The organism is Phocaeicola coprocola DSM 17136, from assembly GCF_000154845.1.
GTDB classification, from domain to species: domain Bacteria; phylum Bacteroidota; class Bacteroidia; order Bacteroidales; family Bacteroidaceae; genus Phocaeicola; species Phocaeicola coprocola.
In genome coordinates, this window is record NZ_DS981493.1 from 22244 (window position 1) to 39023 (window position 16780).

Sequence of the window (16780 nt, forward strand, 5' to 3'; positions counted from 1 at the left end):
GTTTTATTTAATAATTGAATTACTTGAACGATTTATAAGCTCTGAACCTACATACTGCTGTTTTTCCTCATCCGTTTTATCCTTCAGAAAAGAAGGAAAGAAAAATAGCTTCAGAATAAAAAACATAATAAAGAGCTTGACCAAAATCAGCATCCAAAGTGTACGGCCGAGCGTCATTTCCCGAAATCCATCCCGATAAAACTCCCAAATTCGAATGATACAGTTTTTAATCATAGTTTATTTTTATAATGATTACAAAGTAAAGTCTTTTATCGGTAAAAAACAAGCCTTTGTCTTGATAAAATCAGGGTTAATCTAGTTCATTTGAGCCGATATATAGTATAATGTATTTTTGCATTAGAAAATTAAATAAACAGAATATGAAACAACAAGCACTATGTTTAATTGCAATCCTTTCGGCAGCCTCTCCTCTTTATGCCCAGGAAGAGAAAGAATGGACTCTGGAAGATTGTATCAATTATGCACTTGAGAAAAACATTCAGTTGCAGCAGAATAAGATCTCGTTGCAAGAGAGTGAAATAGATGTAAAAAGTGCAAAGGCTAATCTTTTCCCAAGTTTATCATTCAGCACTGGGCACAACATGATCAACCGCCCTTATCAGGAACAGAGTGCTACGGTAAGCGGCACGGAAATTATTACCAGTGATAATAAGACGACCTACAACGGGAACTACAGTCTTAATGCTCAATGGACGCTGTGGAATGGCGGCAAGCGACTGAACACCATCAAACAGGAAAAAACAAACCGGGATATTGCTGGGCTTGCCGTTACAGAAACCGAGAATACGCTACAAGAAGAAATAGCCAAACTGTTTATTCAGATTCTATATGCAGATGAATCTATCAACATAAACAAAAATACGCTAGAAGTGAGTACTGCTACATTCAACCGGGCTCAAGAATTATTCAAAGAAGGAAGTATTTCTAAAGCAGACCTTGCACAACTTGAAGCACAGGTAAGCAATGACAAATATCAGCTGGTTACTGCCGAAAGCTCCTTGCGCAACTATAAATTACAACTGAAACAGTTATTGGAACTGGATGGTACAGCAGAAATGAAGCTGGCACTTCCCACACTGAACGATGAGCACGTGATGGAAGTATTGCCAAGCCAGACAGACATCTATCAGACTGCACTGGCTACCCGTCCGGAAATACAAAGCAGCCAACTGAGCATTGAAAACGCTAAATTAGGTATTTCGGTTGCTAAAGCTGGATACTATCCAACTATCAGTTTATCTGCTTCCAGCTCAAGTACGACAAACAGCGCCAGTACTAATAACTGGGCACAGCAGATGAAGTACGGCTGGAACAATATGATAGGAATCAGCTTGAGCATCCCCATATTCGATAACCGACAGAACAAGAGCAACGTACAGAAAGCAAGATTACAATACAGCAACAGCCAGTATGAGCTGCAAAGCAAACAAAAAGAATTATACAGCACAATAGAAACATTATGGCTGGATGCACTGAATGCCCAAGAACAATACGCTGCTGCCGAGAGTAAAGTGGAAAGCAGTCAGACAAGCTTCGATATGGTTAGCGAGCAATTCAATCTGGGAATGAAAAATACAGTAGAGCTCCTTACAGAAAAAAATAACTTACTCAGTGCACAGCAACAACGGGTACAAGCCAAGTATATGGCTATATTAAACAGAACACTGCTCAATTTCTATGCAGGGAATAAAATAGAACTATAAAAAATTTGAATATGAAGAATAAAAAAACAATCATCATTACAGCAGCTGCCATCATCATTATAGCTGGAGGATGCTGGATATTCGGTGGAACAAAAGCGAAAAACAAGATCGACTTTGTCACAGAACAAGTACAGAAAGGCAACGTTAGCAATTCTATCACAGCTACCGGAACGATAGAGCCTGTAACAGAAGTAGAAGTAGGTACTCAGGTTTCAGGTATCATCGACAAAATATATATCGACTATAATTCAGTAGTAAAGCAAGGCGAAGTCATTGCCGAAATGGATAAAGTGACACTTCTGAGTGATCTCCAGTCGGCACAGGCTACATACAATGGAGCGAAGGCTGAATACGAATATCAGAAAAAGCAATACGAACGCAATGAACAACTCCATAAAAAACAGCTTATCAGCGATACAGATTACGAAGAGTCATTATACAACTACCAACGCTCACGCAGTTCATACGAACAGAGCAAGGCAGAACTGGCCAAAGCAGAACGTAATCTTTCATATGCAACAATCACATCGCCGATCGATGGTATCGTAACCAGCAAGGATGTTGAAGAAGGACAGACTGTTGCATCTGGTTTCGAAACTCCGACATTATTTACCATCGCTGCCGACCTGACCAAAATGGAAGTCGTAGCCGATGTAGATGAAGCCGATATAGCAGGTGTGGTTGAAGGAGCACGTGTCACATTTACTGTAGACGCATATCCGGAAGATGTATTCGAAGGGAAAGTACGACAGGTTCGCCTGGGAAGTACAAACAGCAGCTCAAGCAGCAGTTCAACAAGCACATCGGAAACAGTTGTAACTTACGAAGTTGTCATTACCGCAGACAATCCAGACCTGAAGCTTAAACCACGTTTGACTGCAAACGTAACTATCTATACTCAGATCCGCGAAAATGTACTTACTGTTCCTGCCAAGGCACTACGTTTTTCTCCGAACAAAGAACTTGCCGGCAGCCGTAGTATCAAAGATTGCCAGGGAGAGCATAAAGTCTGGACACTGGAAAACGAAACATTCGTTGCACATCCTGTAAAAGTAGGCTTAAGCGATGGATCGCATACTGAAATACTGGAAGGTGTAAGCGAAGGAACAAGCATTGTAACCGAAGCTGTAATAAAAGGCAGCATGCCGGATATGAGTGCTATGGAAACACAAGGAGAACGCAGTCCTTTCATGCCAGGCCCTCCGGGAAAAGATAAAAGCAAAAGCAAAGGAAACAAATAAAACTCCAACAATAATACAATGAGTAAAGTTGTCATAGAATTACAAAATATAAAACGAAACTTTCAGGTAGGAGATGAAACCGTACACGCACTGCGAGGTGTTTCATTCTCTATCACAGAAGGAGAGTTCGTTACCATCATGGGAACATCCGGTTCAGGAAAATCTACATTACTGAATACACTGGGATGTCTGGACACTCCCACCAGCGGAGAGTATCTGCTGGATGGAGTTTCCGTAAGAACCATGAGCAAGCCTCAACGAGCTATCTTACGTAACCGCAAGATTGGATTCGTATTCCAGAACTACAACCTGCTGCCTAAAACAACGGCAGTAGAAAACGTAGAACTCCCGTTGATGTATAATTCAGCCATCAGTGCTGCCGAACGACGCCGCAGAGCTATAGAAGCGCTGATTGCTGTAGGATTAGGCGACAGACTGGAACATAAGTCGAACCAGATGTCCGGTGGACAGATGCAGCGTGTAGCAATCGCCCGTGCATTGGTAAACGATCCGGCAGTTATTCTGGCCGACGAAGCAACCGGTAACCTCGATACACGTACATCTTTCGAAATTCTGGTACTCTTCCAGAAGCTACATGCCGAAGGACGCACCATTATTTTCGTTACTCACAATCCGGAACTCTCTCAATACAGTAGCCGGAATATCCGCCTGCGTGACGGACATGTAATCGAAGATACGGTAAACAATCATATTTTATCGGCAGCAGAGGCTCTTGCAGCCTTGCCGAAAAATGATGAAGACTAACTAAGTCTTTATCGTACGATAACTTATAAATTAAGAACAACATGAACGGAACAAACCTTTTTAAAATAGCCCTCCGTGCGTTGGCCAACAATAAGCTCCGCGCCTTCCTTACCATGCTTGGTATAATCATCGGCGTAGCTTCCGTAATTGCCATGCTAGCTATCGGACAGGGATCGAAACGAAGCATACAACAGCAGATTTCGGAAATGGGTTCGAACATGATTATGATTCATCCGGGAGCAGAAATGCGAGGAGGAGTTCGCCAAGACCCGTCTTCCATGCAGACATTGAAGCTGGAAAACTACGAAACATTGTGCAATGAATGTATGTTTCTCTCGGGCATCAGTCCCAATGTGTCTTCTTCCGGACAACTTATAGCCGGCCCCAACAACTACCCCTCTTCAGTGAGTGGAGTAAGTATAGATTACCTGAAAATCCGCCAGCTCACAGTAGAACAGGGAGAAATGTTTACAGAGAATGATATCCAGACAGCAGCTAAAGTCTGCGTAATTGGTAAAACAATTGTAGACAATCTTTTCCCCGACGGAACCGATCCGATAGGTAAGATTATACGATGCAACAAAATACCTTTTCGGGTAGTAGGAGTCCTGAAGTCGAAAGGATACAACTCAATGGGTATGGACCAGGATGATGTAGTGCTGGCTCCTTACACCACAGTAATGAAGCGTCTATTGGCACAAACTTATCTGAGTGGTATCTTCGCCTCGGCACTGACCGAAGATATGACTCAAGAGGCAGTAGATGAAATCACAACTATCTTGCGCCGTGAACACAAACTGAAAGCAAGCGACGATGATGACTTTACCATCCGTACCCAGCAAGAATTGAGTTCAATGCTGAATACAACAACCGACCTGATGACAACTTTGCTTGCCTGCATTGCCGGAATTTCACTGGTTGTAGGAGGTATCGGAATCATGAACATCATGTATGTATCCGTAACGGAACGTACACGAGAAATAGGTCTGCGAATGTCAGTTGGTGCACGCGGCATCGACATCTTGTCACAATTCCTGATAGAGGCCATACTGATAAGTATTACCGGAGGACTGATTGGAGTAATCTTAGGATGCGGAGCCAGCTTTGTCATCAAAACAGTGGCACACTGGCCGGTATTTATACAGCCCTGGAGTGTATTGCTGTCATTCGCGGTATGTACCGTTACAGGAGTCTTCTTCGGATGGTATCCTGCCAAAAAAGCAGCCGACCTTGATCCGATTGAAGCATTACGATATGAATAACGATAAATGAGCTTGTGAAAGTTCATCTTTATAACTTTGTTCTTCATAACTTTGGTTTCCTTGTCCGGCTGTCTATGGCAATAAAAGTATTGCTACGCAGCCGGACTTTTTAAATTTTTTAGTTACTTTTGTTTGTACAGACTACATCACCTATGAAACAGCTCACTGATAACACACACCGTTCACTCGAAATCCTGATACACACCATTTGCTGGGGACTCTTTTTCGCTTTCCCGTTGTTCTTTACGCAAAACAATGACGGAACGATAAACTGGAAAGATTTCATGTTTCACTGTATAGTGCCAACCACACTATGCATTATCTTTTATCTGAATTATTTCGTTTTTATACCTCATATTTTATTTCATGAGCAAACCAAACGGTTTATTTTCATAAATGCGATAGTTATTATTATTCTGACCTTTGGCTTACGCTACTGGAACAATATGCACTGCCCTCCTCCACCGTCTCATCGCCCCATGCCGCCATCATATATCTTTTATTTGCGCGATATGGCAAGCCTTATATTCTCGGCAGGGCTGAGCGTTGCCATCTGTATGAGTAAGCGCTGGAGTCAGACCGAAGCGGAACGCCGGGAAGCAGTAAAAAGCCGTACCGAAGCAGAACTGAAAAACTTACGTAATCAGCTTAATCCTCATTTTCTGCTGAATACGCTAAACAATATTTACGCACTGATAACATTTGATACAGACAAAGCACAACAAGCTGTGCAAGAGTTAAGCAAGTTGTTGCGCTATGTACTTTACGACAACCAGCAGATGTTTGTCCCACTGAGCAAGGAAATCGATTTTATACGCAATTACATCGAACTCATGCGCATCCGTATTTCTGCCCAGGTAGATATACAGACCAACTTCAATATCAAGCCCAAAAGTCAGACCCCCATTGCTCCCTTGATTTTTATCTCACTGATAGAAAATGCATTCAAGCATGGGATTTCTCCCGTAGAGCCCAGTTATATAAACATCTCCATTTCGGAAGATAATGACAAGATAGAATGTACCATACGCAACAGTAATTATCCTAAGACAAGAGCCGATAAAAGCGGTTCGGGTATCGGACTGGAACAAGTACGAAAGCGCCTGGAACTGGTTTACCCCGGAATATATAAATGGGACAATCACTTGTCTGACGACGGAAAAGAGTATTTTTCCAATATCATCATATACCTTAAACATTAACTCTCAAAAACTATAAATATGAACTTAAGATGTGCCATTGTAGACGATGAGCCCCTAGCACTCGGGCTTCTGGAAAGTTACATAAAAAAGACACCTTTTCTGGAACTCTCCGGCAGTTATTCCAGTGCCATACAAGCCATGAAGTATTTACCCGATCATCCGGTAGATGTACTTTTTCTGGATATCCAGATGCCTGAACTCAACGGGCTGGAGTTTTCACGCATGGTATCTGAAGACACACGAATTATTTTCACTACAGCTTTCGACCAATATGCACTCGACGGCTATCGGGTAAATGCCCTCGATTACCTGCTGAAACCCATCAGCTATTCCGATTTTATGGAAGCTATCAATAAAGCTGTAAAATGGTTTGAACTACAGCAAAAAGCAGATAAGCAAAGCACGGAAGGAGATTCAGACGAGAATAAAAAAGACTATATATACGTAAAAAGTGATTACAAACTAATACAAATAGAGCTTAACAAAATATTATACATAGAAGGCCTGAAAGACTATATCAAAATTCATCTTGAGAATGAAGACAGACCTATCCTGTCATTGGTCAGCATGCGTGTCATGGAAGAAAAGCTTCCGGCCAACCAGTTTATCCGTGTACACCGGTCTTTTATCGTACAGAAACAGAAAATAAAAGTTATCGACAAAGGACGAATCGTATTCGGAAAAGATTATATTCCGATCTCTGACAGTTACAAACAGGAACTTCAAAATTATGTTAATGAACATATTGTTTAGTCAGAGTACTATTATTTAACTTTTTTTTACTGCACATTTTGAAGTTTTTTGCGCAAAGGCTTGTCACTTCTAAATATAACCTCTATATTTGTAGAGTACATAATAAGAACAGAAGTTGTGAAACTTCTTATTTGAATAGTTTAGTTAAGTCTAGTTTAGTTTTTGTGTTGTGATACTCCTGCTGAAAGTGTTCATCAGGAGTATCTTTTTTTATAATATTTCTCTTCTATCAATAAATTCGCAGGATAAAGCATAAATTGATTATATTTTCGTATTTTTGAATTCTGTATCGCTCCGGCGGTATCAAGAAATAACTTTTAAAAGCGTTATAACCTCCGGTAAATAAAGAGATTGCAGTTCCACGCTTTTTGTATTACTTAAATGTCTTTTCGGGACTGAAGGACTGTACTTAATATTATGGAAAATCAAGAAAAGATGTCGGGCAATCCCGTACACCAAACAATTATCATTCGGGAAGAATCCAGAAAATCGAACGGTCTGGGAACTGCCGGATTTGTACTGGCTCTGCTGGCGCTTTTAGGATGCTGGGTACCTGTACTCAACTGGATATTGTGGCTGCTGGGATTCATTTTTTCGTTTATCGGCATATTCAAATCTCCCCGCGGACTAGCCATTGCCGGATTGTGCATCAGCTTGGTAGACTTAATTCCGTTAATCCTCCTTTTAGGATTCGCAGCCGCCTTACTAATCTGATAATAAACAAATTACCCTAAATAAGCGATTTATTTAAAGCTTCTGATAAACCGATTTATCCCTATTCATAAAATATCTAATAAAAGAAGGTAATCTTTCAATAAAAATTTGTACAATTTTTTTCAAAATATCACCTTCTTTTCAGGAAAATATCAGCATATTTTTTATTAGCATTGCTTAACATTATATCAAACCAATATAAACACGTATGAAACAATCTGTATATATCCTCGCCTGTATGGCTTTTGCCTGCATGTTCAACTCCTGTGGCGGAAACAAATTTATCTCCTCGTCAGGATTACACTCTGCTCATTTCCAACAAAAGGTAGACGGAGAAAAAACCTGTCTGTATAGGATCTACAACAAAAATGGTGTTGAAGCATGTATTACCAACTATGGTGCACGGGTAGTATCCCTCATGGTTCCCGACCGTAACGGAAAAATGGAAGATGTAGTATGCGGCTTTTCTGATATAAACAGCTACACCAGCCAGTCACAAAACTATGGTGCTACCGTGGGGCGATACATCGGACGTATCCTGCATGCTAGATATACAATGAATGGTAAGGAATACCACTTGCAAGCCAATCACGCTGACGGACATACCGCTCATGGAGGCAATCCGAATTTTGGTGCACGAATGTGGAAAGCCAGACAAACCTCTCCCTCGTCTGTTACACTGACTTATCTTTCTCCCGATGGAGAAAACGGATTTCCAGGGAATCTGCATATAGAGCTGACTTATACAGTCACTGAAGATAATGCGTTAGATATATCCTACAAGGCTACCACGGATAAACCTACCGTTCTTAACTTGTGTAACCATTCATTCTTTAATATATCGGGAAACCTGAACAGCAGCGTAGAAAATCAGACCATGTGGGTAGATGCCGACTATTTCACTCCTTACGACAGCAAGAAATGCGTAACAGGAGAATTCTGGCCCGTAGAAAGTACACCACTGAATTTCAAACAACCTCATGCAATAGGTGAACATATAAACGACGACTATGGACAGTTGCATGTAGTGAACGGTTACGATCATGCCTGGGCACTTAACCATCCGGGAGATGATACTCGCCCGGCAGCATGGATATATGATGAAAAAAGTGGACGTAAAATGGAAATTTATACTACCGAACCAGCAGTCCACATATATACAGGAAACGGACTGAAAGGCAAGGTCGAAGGTAAGAACGGCATCTATTATCCGTTCCGAGGAGCCGTATGCTTCGAAACATGTCATTTTCAGGACAGCCCGAACAACCCGCAGTTTCCTTCTACAGCATTGGCTCCGGGAGAAATATTCCAAAGCCATACCATGTACAAGTTCGTTATAGAAAAATAACAGGTCTTTGGGTGATATTCAGCAAATTGGAACAGTTTTTCTGTATAAACAGTTATCGCAATGTGATATTTTATGGCAACATTTGCATAACAAACAGAAAAACAAAAATATATGTTCAAAAAAAAGCAATATATCCATGTCTTGCATAGCCTGTTGGGCTGCTTTTTACTTGGAAGTACAATCATAGCCCAGACTGGATGCGATATGATAGAATATCACCCCTACGATTTAAACATAGAGGGAGAAACTAATATTAATGAAAGGAACATTCAGTCGATAGAAGCCAGTACAGCCGGAAAGCAAAGTATCTCGTTTGCACTTATCAGCGATACCCAGCGCTGGTATGACGAAACGGAAGATGCAGTAAATGCAATCAACGGACGAAATGATATCGATTTCGTAATACACTGTGGCGACTTATCCGATTTCGGTATGAAAATGGAATTCGAAGAACAACGTGACCGTTTGAACCGACTGAACGTTCCTTATGTATGCTTACTAGGTAATCACGACTGTCTTGCTACCGGAAAAGAAGTGTTCAATACGATCTTCGGCAATGAAAATTTTTCGTTTACCGGTGGAGATACTCATTTTATATGCCTGAATACGAATGCGTTGGAGTTTGATTATTCGGAAGCTGTTCCCAACCTTTTGTTTCTAGAAGATGAACTGAAACACGTTCCGTCTCAAGCAAAAAAGACAGTAGTGGCAATGCATGCACCTCCTTACTCTGAACAGTTCAATAACAATATAGCAAAAGTATTCCAGTATTACATTACTCAGTTCCCGTCCTTGCAATTCTGCGTGTACGGACATGTACACAGCTTTAATGAAAATGAGTTTTTCGATGACGGCATTATGTACTATTCTGCTCCTTCCATAAACAAGCGGAGCTATATTTATTTTTCTATCACCCCAAACGGTTACGATTATGAACTGGTCAATTTTTAAATATTTACTGACTCTCCTGCTGGCTTTCCCAGTCAATCTGCTTGCTATAACAGATGAACCTCAAGAGGTTTCCGATACTAAAAGATGGGACAAACGTATACACTTAAGATATGAAGGATGGGAACGAATGAAACCTACTCACGTAAAAATGCAATATGCCGGTGGTATGGGAGTACTGTCTACCGGTGTAGGTTGGGATTATGGTAAACGCAGGCAATGGGAAACAGATGTTCTGCTCGGATATCTGCCTGCTAAATATGCCAGCGATTTCCTTCTTACACTGACAGTAAAGCAAAACTACATACCGTGGAGCATGAGTTTCGACAAGCATTGGGCACTAGAGCCTTTTTACTGCGGAATGTATCTTACCACCATTGCCGGAGAAGAGTTTTGGGAGAAGGAACCCGGACGCTATCCTAACCGATATTATAATTTCAGTACGAAAATTCGCCCGTATATCTTTATCGGGCAACGTATGAACTTCAATCTGAAAAACAGTATAGTACAACATATCTCTCTATTTTACGAGGTCAGTACCTGCGAGCTGTATATCATCAGCAAAGCGACCAACCGGAGTCTGACCATGAGAGATGTACTTCGCTTTTCTTTCGGTGCAAAAGTGCAACTGTTTAAGAACAAATAAAAGATTTTAGCTTCCCGATAATTAACAAGGCTTAAAATAAGAAAAATCGTTTCCGCCCAGTGCAGTATTTGCCTGTATCACTCATTTTAAAGATGACTAACAAAAATAATTATGATGATACAGCAAATCGAACATAAATATAGCGAGGAACATATTATGGAAAGTACCACAGTAAACAAGAAAAATACAGCAAGAACCATATGTGCCATTATCGGAGGAATCATTGTACTGAATCTCCTGTGGTGGATTGCTATATTATGTATACGCTAAACATATAATGCAGAAACACTCAAAATAATCTCTTTATAAACTTTCTTCCTATATGATAAAAAAGCTTGCTCTATGTGAATAGGGCAAGCTTTTATTCAGGTCAAAAAGAGAACTGTCAAACCAGAATTACCGTAACACTGCGGGCTCCGTGTGCCCCCATAACAAGCGCCTGTTCGATATCGGCTGTCTTCGAAGGACCAGAAATGAATACGCCATAGCCATATTCGCCTGTATCGATTCGCTTATAAGCCTCGTGCATGTTATTTACCAGATTGTTTCTGTCGAGTATAATCACCAGCGCTTCGGATATAAAATATACGGCACGTTGTTCCACATCTTGTGTCAACCATACTGCTCCATTCTCACAGACTCCTATACGTCCATCGACGATTGCTACATCAGTACCATCCAGATCTCCCGATTCCTCTACATCGTCCGGATGAAAAGTACTACAAGTAATGGGTTGTATTGTATTTCCTGTCTTTATTTCCTTTATTGTTGAAGCAATGCGTTTGGCATCAGGATATGCAGCCTTTATCACGTCATTGACATTTTCCTTATCTTTCAGTATTACAGCCTGTCCGCCTACTTGTTTTATAACCTCGCAAAACTTCGAAAGTTTGTCTTCGTATGTAAGAGCTTCATGCTCCAAGGCGGACAAATCGGGCTTTTCATAACGCACTCTGGTATTGCGGCGTATGCTTTGCAATATGTCTTCTCTGCTACTCATACTCATTTCACTTTATTCTTTTTCCACATTTCATTGAAGCTCTCTTTGGCAAATTCAGGTATTTCACGTTCTTTACCCCAATCATTCAAGTCGTTGTATATCATGCCTCGAGGCAATGAGTTTACAATCGGAGCATTTTTTAAAGCGAAGTTGAACAATGCCGGACGCGACATAAGGAATTTCATTCCACCTGACATCAGTTTCTTGGAAGAGCTGGCTACCCCCAGTGTATGCAACTGCTGTCTCCAGTGATAAATCTGATCGGCCAAATCTACCTTTGCAGGACACACGTTCTGACATGAATAGCACAACGAACATGCCGATACGTTGTCATAGTAATGAAGAGGTGCCTTCAGCATACCCAAATTGATACCGATAGGACCAGGGATAAAGTAAGTATATGAATAACCTCCCGAACGACGATAGACCGGACAGGTATTCATACACGCTCCACAACGAAGACAGTTCAAGGCTTTTACATGTTCCTGATCGGCCAAAATACGGCTTCGGCCATTGTCTACAATGATGATATGCAGCTCTCCCCCTTTACGAGGTTTCCGATAATGAGATGTATAAGTCGTAATAGGCTGTCCTGTACCTGAACGAGCAAGCAGACGGGTAAATACTCCCAGTGCATCACGGTCCGGCACAATCTTCTCCATGCCGAACGCCGTTATCTGAAGTTTGGGCTGTGATGTTCCCATATCAGCATTGCCTTCGTTGGTACAAACGACACATTCTCCGGTTGAAGCGACAGCAAAATTCGCACCCGTCATAGCAGCTTCGGCTTCGATAAACTTACGACGCAGGTTTTTACGGGCAGCATGAGTAAGATAGGTCTGGTCATTATTGCCAGGCTCTGTTCCCATCTCGCGGACGAACAACTCTCCGATCTCTTCTTTCTTAACATGGATAGCAGGAAGTACGATATGGCTCGGACGTTTATGCATCAGCTGAAGAATACGCTCTCCCAAATCGCTTTCTACGACCTCTATACCTTTCTTCTCAAGAAATTCATTCAGTCCACATTCCTCTGCCAGCATTGATTTGCTTTTGATAAAATGCTTCACCTGATGTCCGTTCAATATATTATAGACAATGGAACAATATTCATCGGCATCTTTCGCCCAATATACATAAGCTCCGTTGGCCAAGGCATTTTTTTCAAACTCCAACAGCAACTGATCCAGGTGGCTGTTGCTATACATCTTTATGGCAGATGCCATATCACGTAAATATTCCCATTCAGGAACCTCTTTGCTCACTTTATCACGCTTGGCACGAACCATCCACAATGTTTCATCGTGCCATGCTGCCAGTTCTTTATTCTCCAGAAACTTTCCGGCAGCTTTTGAATGTTTCGTACTCATAATCCTGCAGCTAATACTTGAACAATATGAATGGTCTTTATAGGAAGCTTCTCACGCGAGATAATACCGTTTTGATGCATCAGGCAAGAGCCATCGGCTCCTACAATATATTCGGCTCCAGTCGCCATGTGACGCTTTACTTTATCACGACCCATTTGCCCTGAAACATCGTGTTCTTCTACGGCAAACATACCGCCAAAGCCACAACATTCGTCTGGACGTTCGGGTTCTACGATCTCGATATCCTTTACCAACGACAGCAAATCGCGTAGCTTATTATAATAAGGTATGTTCAGTTCACTGGGAGAAGAGAGTTTCATCAGACGCACTCCATGACAACTGTTCTGAATACTTACTTTATGAGGAAACGAAGCCTGAAGAGAAGACGGCTTCACCACATCGTGGATAAACTCGCAGATATCGTATATCTTGCCTTCGCTGGCACAACGATGTTTTTCTCCTTCCAGCAGATTGCCATAATGATCGCGCACGAATACTACACAACTGGCAGAAGGTCCAACTATATAATCATAACTCTCGAATAACCGGTCGAATCGCTTTGCTAATTCTTTCGATTCATTTTCGAACCCTGCATTCGCCATAGGCTGTCCGCAACAGGTTTGGTCTAACGGATAGTCTACATCTACCCCCAAACTTTTAAGGAGCTTATATGAAGCAACTCCAACTTCGGGATAAACGGCATTGATATAGCAGGGAATAAATAATCCTACTTTCATCATTTTACCTATTTTGTTTCTGTATAAACAAAGGTATGCGTTATCATTGAATAAACAAAAAAAGAAAAATGAAAAAGTTTAAGAAATATGCGGTTTTTAAGAAAAAAGTAAGCGATGTCCGGTCTATACTGTATCAAAATTGAGCCAAAGGGATAAAGCGCGTGCACCCCGCGAATCACTTCGCAGGGTGCACCCAACTAATAACTAACTTTTTACTTTGTGGTTTTACGTAATTTCATATGACTAACACTGCAAAGATACGGTCATTTGCCTATCTCAGCAATACCTATTTGTAGGTATTTTAGAAGCATTCCAGATAAGAACACTATATTTTCATTTTAACCTCGCTTAGTTCCACCAGCTTATTTACAATAGCATAAATAGTAAGTCCGGCCGCTGAATGAATTTGCAGCTTGCGCGTAATATTCCGTCGGTGGGTGATTACAGTATGAACAGAAATATAGAGTTTTTCGGCTATTTCCTTATTGGTCATCCCCCGTACTACGCAACCGATAATTTCTTTTTCTCTCTGACTTAGTGTATCCTGACCGGAATCATCTTCTTCTGCAAAATTCATAAGTACAGAGATTTTCTTCTCCAAAGATTCAACATCATCAAACAGATTAATGCTTTCTTCGTATCCCTTCAACTGATTGGCATCTACAAAAGTGCAGATTAATGATACAATCTTTGTTTCCAGATGAGGATAATGTTCTTTGAAAGCATCCACATCGAACCACCCTTCGAACTGAGGATTCACAATCAGAATATTCGGTGTATGTGCTTCCATACAATGCTGAAGTCCTTTTTTTGATGTCACTTCAATAGTCTGTATATTCATGTCAGGCAGGCGCTTCAGTACCGCAACCAGTCCGCTCCGGACTATCACCGAAGTTTCTGCCACAGCTATCAAGATTATTTCCTGAGATTTCATTTTTCCCCCTTTTCCAATTCCATTATGGCAGGGACAAACAAGTAATCTTCTACCCGATTATGCGATGCCAAATCTTCTTCACAACTAAATATATCGAACAATGTTGCGTTCAACAACTGATTATCGCCGTTGGCCGGATAATACTTAATGATGATATTTTTCAATTCGGTCAGCTTTGCATTTACCTGATCGTGATGACGCGCAAAGACTCCTATATTATATTGGGCGGAACGTTCACCGTTCAATAAGCCGCGTACGTAGGTAAAGACCTTCTCATTTTCATACTCCATGTGTTTTCTGACCTCACCTACATAGTCATCGAAAAACTGGAGTATCAGAAACGATACTTCATTTTGAGATGAAAAGTCTATAGCCTTAATCAACTTACGGCGTATGGTAGGCAACTGAAAATCCAGAAAATACGAATGGGCCCGCTGTAGATAATCCATCAAAGCAGGTACAGAAAGCCCGGTCACGTGATCCTGCATACGATTATTTTCTTCAGTCAGAAAATTTACGACAGCAAGAAAAGTGGTACAATCTACTCCATTCATGCTGCATACCTCCTGTACTGACTTATCTCCGAATCCCAGTGATACACCAAAACGGCTTAAGACTTGCAACAAAGCATAGTTTTCGCAAATCAAGTCACTCATCTTATCGGTTGGCTTATATATTTTGGTTCCGCACATATTAAAAATAGAATTCATACATTATATTCGTTTACAAAGTAAGACAATCTATACAGGGTACGCAATCCCTATTTATAGGTATTTATTAAGTCCGGCTGTCCCTTACTCTATCCAAAGTTTCAAAACTCTTTGCGTCTTTTCGGTTACACGAAAACGATTATCAGTACGTTCATTCACCAGCCATACAATATTCTCTCCCGAACAGACTACATACTGGTTCTCTTTTTCAAACAAAGAGTATTTACGATCGCGCAGATAGTCACGCACTTTTTTGAAACTATGCATACCGAAAGGAACAAACTTATCCCCCGACTGCCACCGGCGCAACACAAGTGGTTCTTTTACAGTATCGGCATCCAAACAGGCAAGTTCAGGATTTCGGGAAACCTCAAAACCATCTTCTATTTGACAAATTTCCTGATGTAAAGTGTAAGATTGATCCTCCTTCGATTCTTCTCTTCTTTTCAGAAATAAATAATCGCGGTCACGCAGTAAAACATAGTTTTCCGAATAAAACAATTTACCTGATTCTGTACCTAAACTTCGATATATATTCTTCAGTTGAACAGCATTGAAGCCATAAGGATGTAGTAATTCAAACAAAACGGCAAGGGGAGCTACAGCTTTCATTATTCGGGAAATACTGAATTTACCTTCCCTCTCTGTTACTTCTGTACATACTGTTTGTATCGACTTACGGTACACAGCCTCCACATCAGACAGTCTGCGTGCAGTTTCAGTTATTGATTCACAGACAGAAGGATTTATCTCTTTTAATAACGGGATAACATTGAGACGAAGCTTATTACGCAGATATTCATCTTCCAGATTTGTACTGTCGGTCACATAATCTTGTTTTAAATCGGCAAGAAAAGCCAATATGTCATCACGGCTGACGTCAAGCAGCGGACGCACCACTTTACCATTGACAGCAGCAATTCCCTTAAGTCCATTAATACCTGTCCCTCTGACTAAGTTCAAGAGAAAAGTTTCTACACTGTCATCACGATGATGAGCTACAGCTATCACACTTGCTCCAACCTGTAGACGTACCTGTTCGAACCATTCATACCTAAGTTCGCGTGCGGCCATCTCAATAGAAATTCTTTTTCGGGAAGCATATCCGTTCGTATCAAAATGTATAACCTGAAGTGGTACATCCAGTCCTCGACACAAATTCTGAACAAATTCTTCATCCCGGTCAGATTCTTCACCACGTAAGTGAAAATTGCAATGTGCTGCAACGCAATTATATCCTTCCAGCAACAACACACGCAGCAAAGCAACGGAATCTGCACCGCCACTCAATGCCACAAGTATCTTATCGCTACGATGAAACAAGTGTTTCTCATTTATATATTGAATAACCTTTTGTCTAAACATACTGCAAAGGTAAAAAATGTTCTGTAAACACGCAGGTGAATATTTCAAAAGTAGAAAAGTA

Annotated in this window: 18 protein-coding genes; 11 read left to right on the forward strand and 7 right to left on the reverse strand. The window is 41.0% G+C overall.

What is annotated here, in order from left to right; genetic code table 11:
* Nucleotides 1–3: 3 nt before the first annotated feature.
* Nucleotides 4–234, reverse strand: coding sequence for a DUF4492 domain-containing protein (locus BACCOP_RS13350; protein WP_007569981.1), 231 nt, complete (start codon nucleotides 232–234; stop codon nucleotides 4–6).
* A 146-nt stretch (nucleotides 235–380) separates the two neighbouring features.
* Between BACCOP_RS13350 and BACCOP_RS13355 the strand changes: the two genes are divergently transcribed.
* From BACCOP_RS13355 to BACCOP_RS20485, 11 genes are all read left to right on the forward strand, one after another.
* Nucleotides 381–1724, forward strand: a complete 1344-nt coding sequence (locus tag BACCOP_RS13355; protein WP_040312085.1) for a TolC family protein — start codon at nucleotides 381–383, stop codon at nucleotides 1722–1724.
* Nucleotides 1725–1735: 11 nt separating this feature from the next.
* Nucleotides 1736–2965 (forward strand): efflux RND transporter periplasmic adaptor subunit, encoded by a 1230-nt coding sequence (locus BACCOP_RS13360; protein ID WP_007569983.1) that lies wholly within the window; start codon nucleotides 1736–1738, stop codon nucleotides 2963–2965.
* A gap of 18 nt (nucleotides 2966–2983) precedes the next feature.
* Nucleotides 2984–3730 carry an ABC transporter ATP-binding protein gene (locus BACCOP_RS13365; protein WP_007569984.1) on the forward strand — a complete coding sequence of 249 codons (747 nt, stop codon included), beginning with the start codon at nucleotides 2984–2986 and terminating at the stop codon, nucleotides 3728–3730.
* Nucleotides 3731–3771: 41 nt separating this feature from the next.
* Nucleotides 3772–4992: an ABC transporter permease gene (locus tag BACCOP_RS13370; protein ID WP_007569985.1), complete on the forward strand. Its 1221-nt coding sequence runs from the start codon at nucleotides 3772–3774 to the stop codon at nucleotides 4990–4992.
* A 152-nt stretch (nucleotides 4993–5144) separates the two neighbouring features.
* Nucleotides 5145–6194: a sensor histidine kinase gene (locus BACCOP_RS13375; RefSeq protein ID WP_007569986.1), complete on the forward strand. Its 1050-nt coding sequence runs from the start codon at nucleotides 5145–5147 to the stop codon at nucleotides 6192–6194.
* 18 nt (nucleotides 6195–6212) lie between these two features.
* Nucleotides 6213–6947, forward strand: coding sequence for a LytR/AlgR family response regulator transcription factor (locus BACCOP_RS13380; RefSeq protein WP_007569987.1), 735 nt, complete (start codon nucleotides 6213–6215; stop codon nucleotides 6945–6947).
* Nucleotides 6948–7364: 417 nt separating this feature from the next.
* Complete coding sequence (locus BACCOP_RS13385) at nucleotides 7365–7661, forward strand: hypothetical protein (RefSeq protein WP_007569989.1); 297 nt, start codon at nucleotides 7365–7367, stop codon at nucleotides 7659–7661.
* 208 nt (nucleotides 7662–7869) lie between these two features.
* A complete protein-coding gene (locus tag BACCOP_RS13390; RefSeq protein ID WP_007569991.1) occupies nucleotides 7870–9009 on the forward strand; it encodes an aldose epimerase family protein in 1140 nt (379 codons plus the stop codon).
* A 111-nt stretch (nucleotides 9010–9120) separates the two neighbouring features.
* Nucleotides 9121–9960, forward strand: coding sequence for a metallophosphoesterase family protein (locus BACCOP_RS13395; protein WP_007569993.1), 840 nt, complete (start codon nucleotides 9121–9123; stop codon nucleotides 9958–9960).
* Entirely contained in the window at nucleotides 9941–10603 is a 663-nt protein-coding gene (locus BACCOP_RS13400) for a hypothetical protein (protein WP_007569995.1), read from the forward strand. The genes BACCOP_RS13395 and BACCOP_RS13400 overlap by 20 nt, the downstream gene beginning before the upstream one ends.
* A gap of 111 nt (nucleotides 10604–10714) precedes the next feature.
* Nucleotides 10715–10873 carry a hypothetical protein gene (locus tag BACCOP_RS20485; protein WP_007569998.1) on the forward strand — a complete coding sequence of 53 codons (159 nt, stop codon included), beginning with the start codon at nucleotides 10715–10717 and terminating at the stop codon, nucleotides 10871–10873.
* 115 nt (nucleotides 10874–10988) lie between these two features.
* Here the strand turns inward: BACCOP_RS20485 and BACCOP_RS13405 are convergent, their stop codons facing one another.
* From BACCOP_RS13405 to tilS, 6 genes are all read right to left on the reverse strand, one after another.
* Entirely contained in the window at nucleotides 10989–11603 is a 615-nt protein-coding gene (locus BACCOP_RS13405) for a LutC/YkgG family protein (RefSeq protein WP_040312090.1), read from the reverse strand.
* Nucleotides 11604–11605: 2 nt separating this feature from the next.
* Entirely contained in the window at nucleotides 11606–12973 is a 1368-nt protein-coding gene (locus tag BACCOP_RS13410; protein WP_007570001.1) for a lactate utilization protein B, read from the reverse strand.
* Nucleotides 12970–13710 carry a (Fe-S)-binding protein gene (locus BACCOP_RS13415; RefSeq protein ID WP_022126144.1) on the reverse strand — a complete coding sequence of 247 codons (741 nt, stop codon included), beginning with the start codon at nucleotides 13708–13710 and terminating at the stop codon, nucleotides 12970–12972. Before BACCOP_RS13415 ends, BACCOP_RS13410 begins: the two co-directional genes overlap by 4 nt.
* A gap of 325 nt (nucleotides 13711–14035) precedes the next feature.
* A complete protein-coding gene (locus BACCOP_RS13420) occupies nucleotides 14036–14644 on the reverse strand; it encodes a response regulator transcription factor (RefSeq protein ID WP_007570008.1) in 609 nt (202 codons plus the stop codon).
* Nucleotides 14641–15336: a hemerythrin domain-containing protein gene (locus tag BACCOP_RS13425; protein WP_040312091.1), complete on the reverse strand. Its 696-nt coding sequence runs from the start codon at nucleotides 15334–15336 to the stop codon at nucleotides 14641–14643. The genes BACCOP_RS13420 and BACCOP_RS13425 overlap by 4 nt, the downstream gene beginning before the upstream one ends.
* Before the next feature lie 102 nt (nucleotides 15337–15438).
* The gene (gene tilS / locus BACCOP_RS13430; protein WP_007570012.1) at nucleotides 15439–16719 is read right to left on the reverse strand and encodes a tRNA lysidine(34) synthetase TilS; all 1281 of its coding nucleotides are present in this window, start codon (nucleotides 16717–16719) and stop codon (nucleotides 15439–15441) included.
* Nucleotides 16720–16780: the final 61 nt, after the last annotated feature.

Bases quoted from the DNA above. Each gene is read 5' to 3' on its own strand.
- BACCOP_RS13350 (WP_007569981.1), bottom strand. From the start codon at position 234: ATGATTAAAAACTGTATCATTCGAATTTGGGAGTTTTATCGGGATGGA.
- BACCOP_RS13355 (WP_040312085.1), top strand. From the start codon at position 381: ATGAAACAACAAGCACTATGTTTAATTGCAATCCTTTCGGCAGCCTCT.
- BACCOP_RS13360 (WP_007569983.1), top strand. From the start codon at position 1,736: ATGAAGAATAAAAAAACAATCATCATTACAGCAGCTGCCATCATCATT.
- BACCOP_RS13365 (WP_007569984.1), top strand. From the start codon at position 2,984: ATGAGTAAAGTTGTCATAGAATTACAAAATATAAAACGAAACTTTCAG.
- BACCOP_RS13370 (WP_007569985.1), top strand. From the start codon at position 3,772: ATGAACGGAACAAACCTTTTTAAAATAGCCCTCCGTGCGTTGGCCAAC.
- BACCOP_RS13375 (WP_007569986.1), top strand. From the start codon at position 5,145: ATGAAACAGCTCACTGATAACACACACCGTTCACTCGAAATCCTGATA.
- BACCOP_RS13380 (WP_007569987.1), top strand. From the start codon at position 6,213: ATGAACTTAAGATGTGCCATTGTAGACGATGAGCCCCTAGCACTCGGG.
- BACCOP_RS13385 (WP_007569989.1), top strand. From the start codon at position 7,365: ATGGAAAATCAAGAAAAGATGTCGGGCAATCCCGTACACCAAACAATT.
- BACCOP_RS13390 (WP_007569991.1), top strand. From the start codon at position 7,870: ATGAAACAATCTGTATATATCCTCGCCTGTATGGCTTTTGCCTGCATG.
- BACCOP_RS13395 (WP_007569993.1), top strand. From the start codon at position 9,121: ATGTTCAAAAAAAAGCAATATATCCATGTCTTGCATAGCCTGTTGGGC.
- BACCOP_RS13400 (WP_007569995.1), top strand. From the start codon at position 9,941: ATGAACTGGTCAATTTTTAAATATTTACTGACTCTCCTGCTGGCTTTC.
- BACCOP_RS20485 (WP_007569998.1), top strand. From the start codon at position 10,715: ATGATGATACAGCAAATCGAACATAAATATAGCGAGGAACATATTATG.
- BACCOP_RS13405 (WP_040312090.1), bottom strand. From the start codon at position 11,603: ATGAGTAGCAGAGAAGACATATTGCAAAGCATACGCCGCAATACCAGA.
- BACCOP_RS13410 (WP_007570001.1), bottom strand. From the start codon at position 12,973: ATGAGTACGAAACATTCAAAAGCTGCCGGAAAGTTTCTGGAGAATAAA.
- BACCOP_RS13415 (WP_022126144.1), bottom strand. From the start codon at position 13,710: ATGAAAGTAGGATTATTTATTCCCTGCTATATCAATGCCGTTTATCCC.
- BACCOP_RS13420 (WP_007570008.1), bottom strand. From the start codon at position 14,644: ATGAAATCTCAGGAAATAATCTTGATAGCTGTGGCAGAAACTTCGGTG.
- BACCOP_RS13425 (WP_040312091.1), bottom strand. From the start codon at position 15,336: ATGTGCGGAACCAAAATATATAAGCCAACCGATAAGATGAGTGACTTG.
- tilS (WP_007570012.1), bottom strand. From the start codon at position 16,719: ATGTTTAGACAAAAGGTTATTCAATATATAAATGAGAAACACTTGTTT.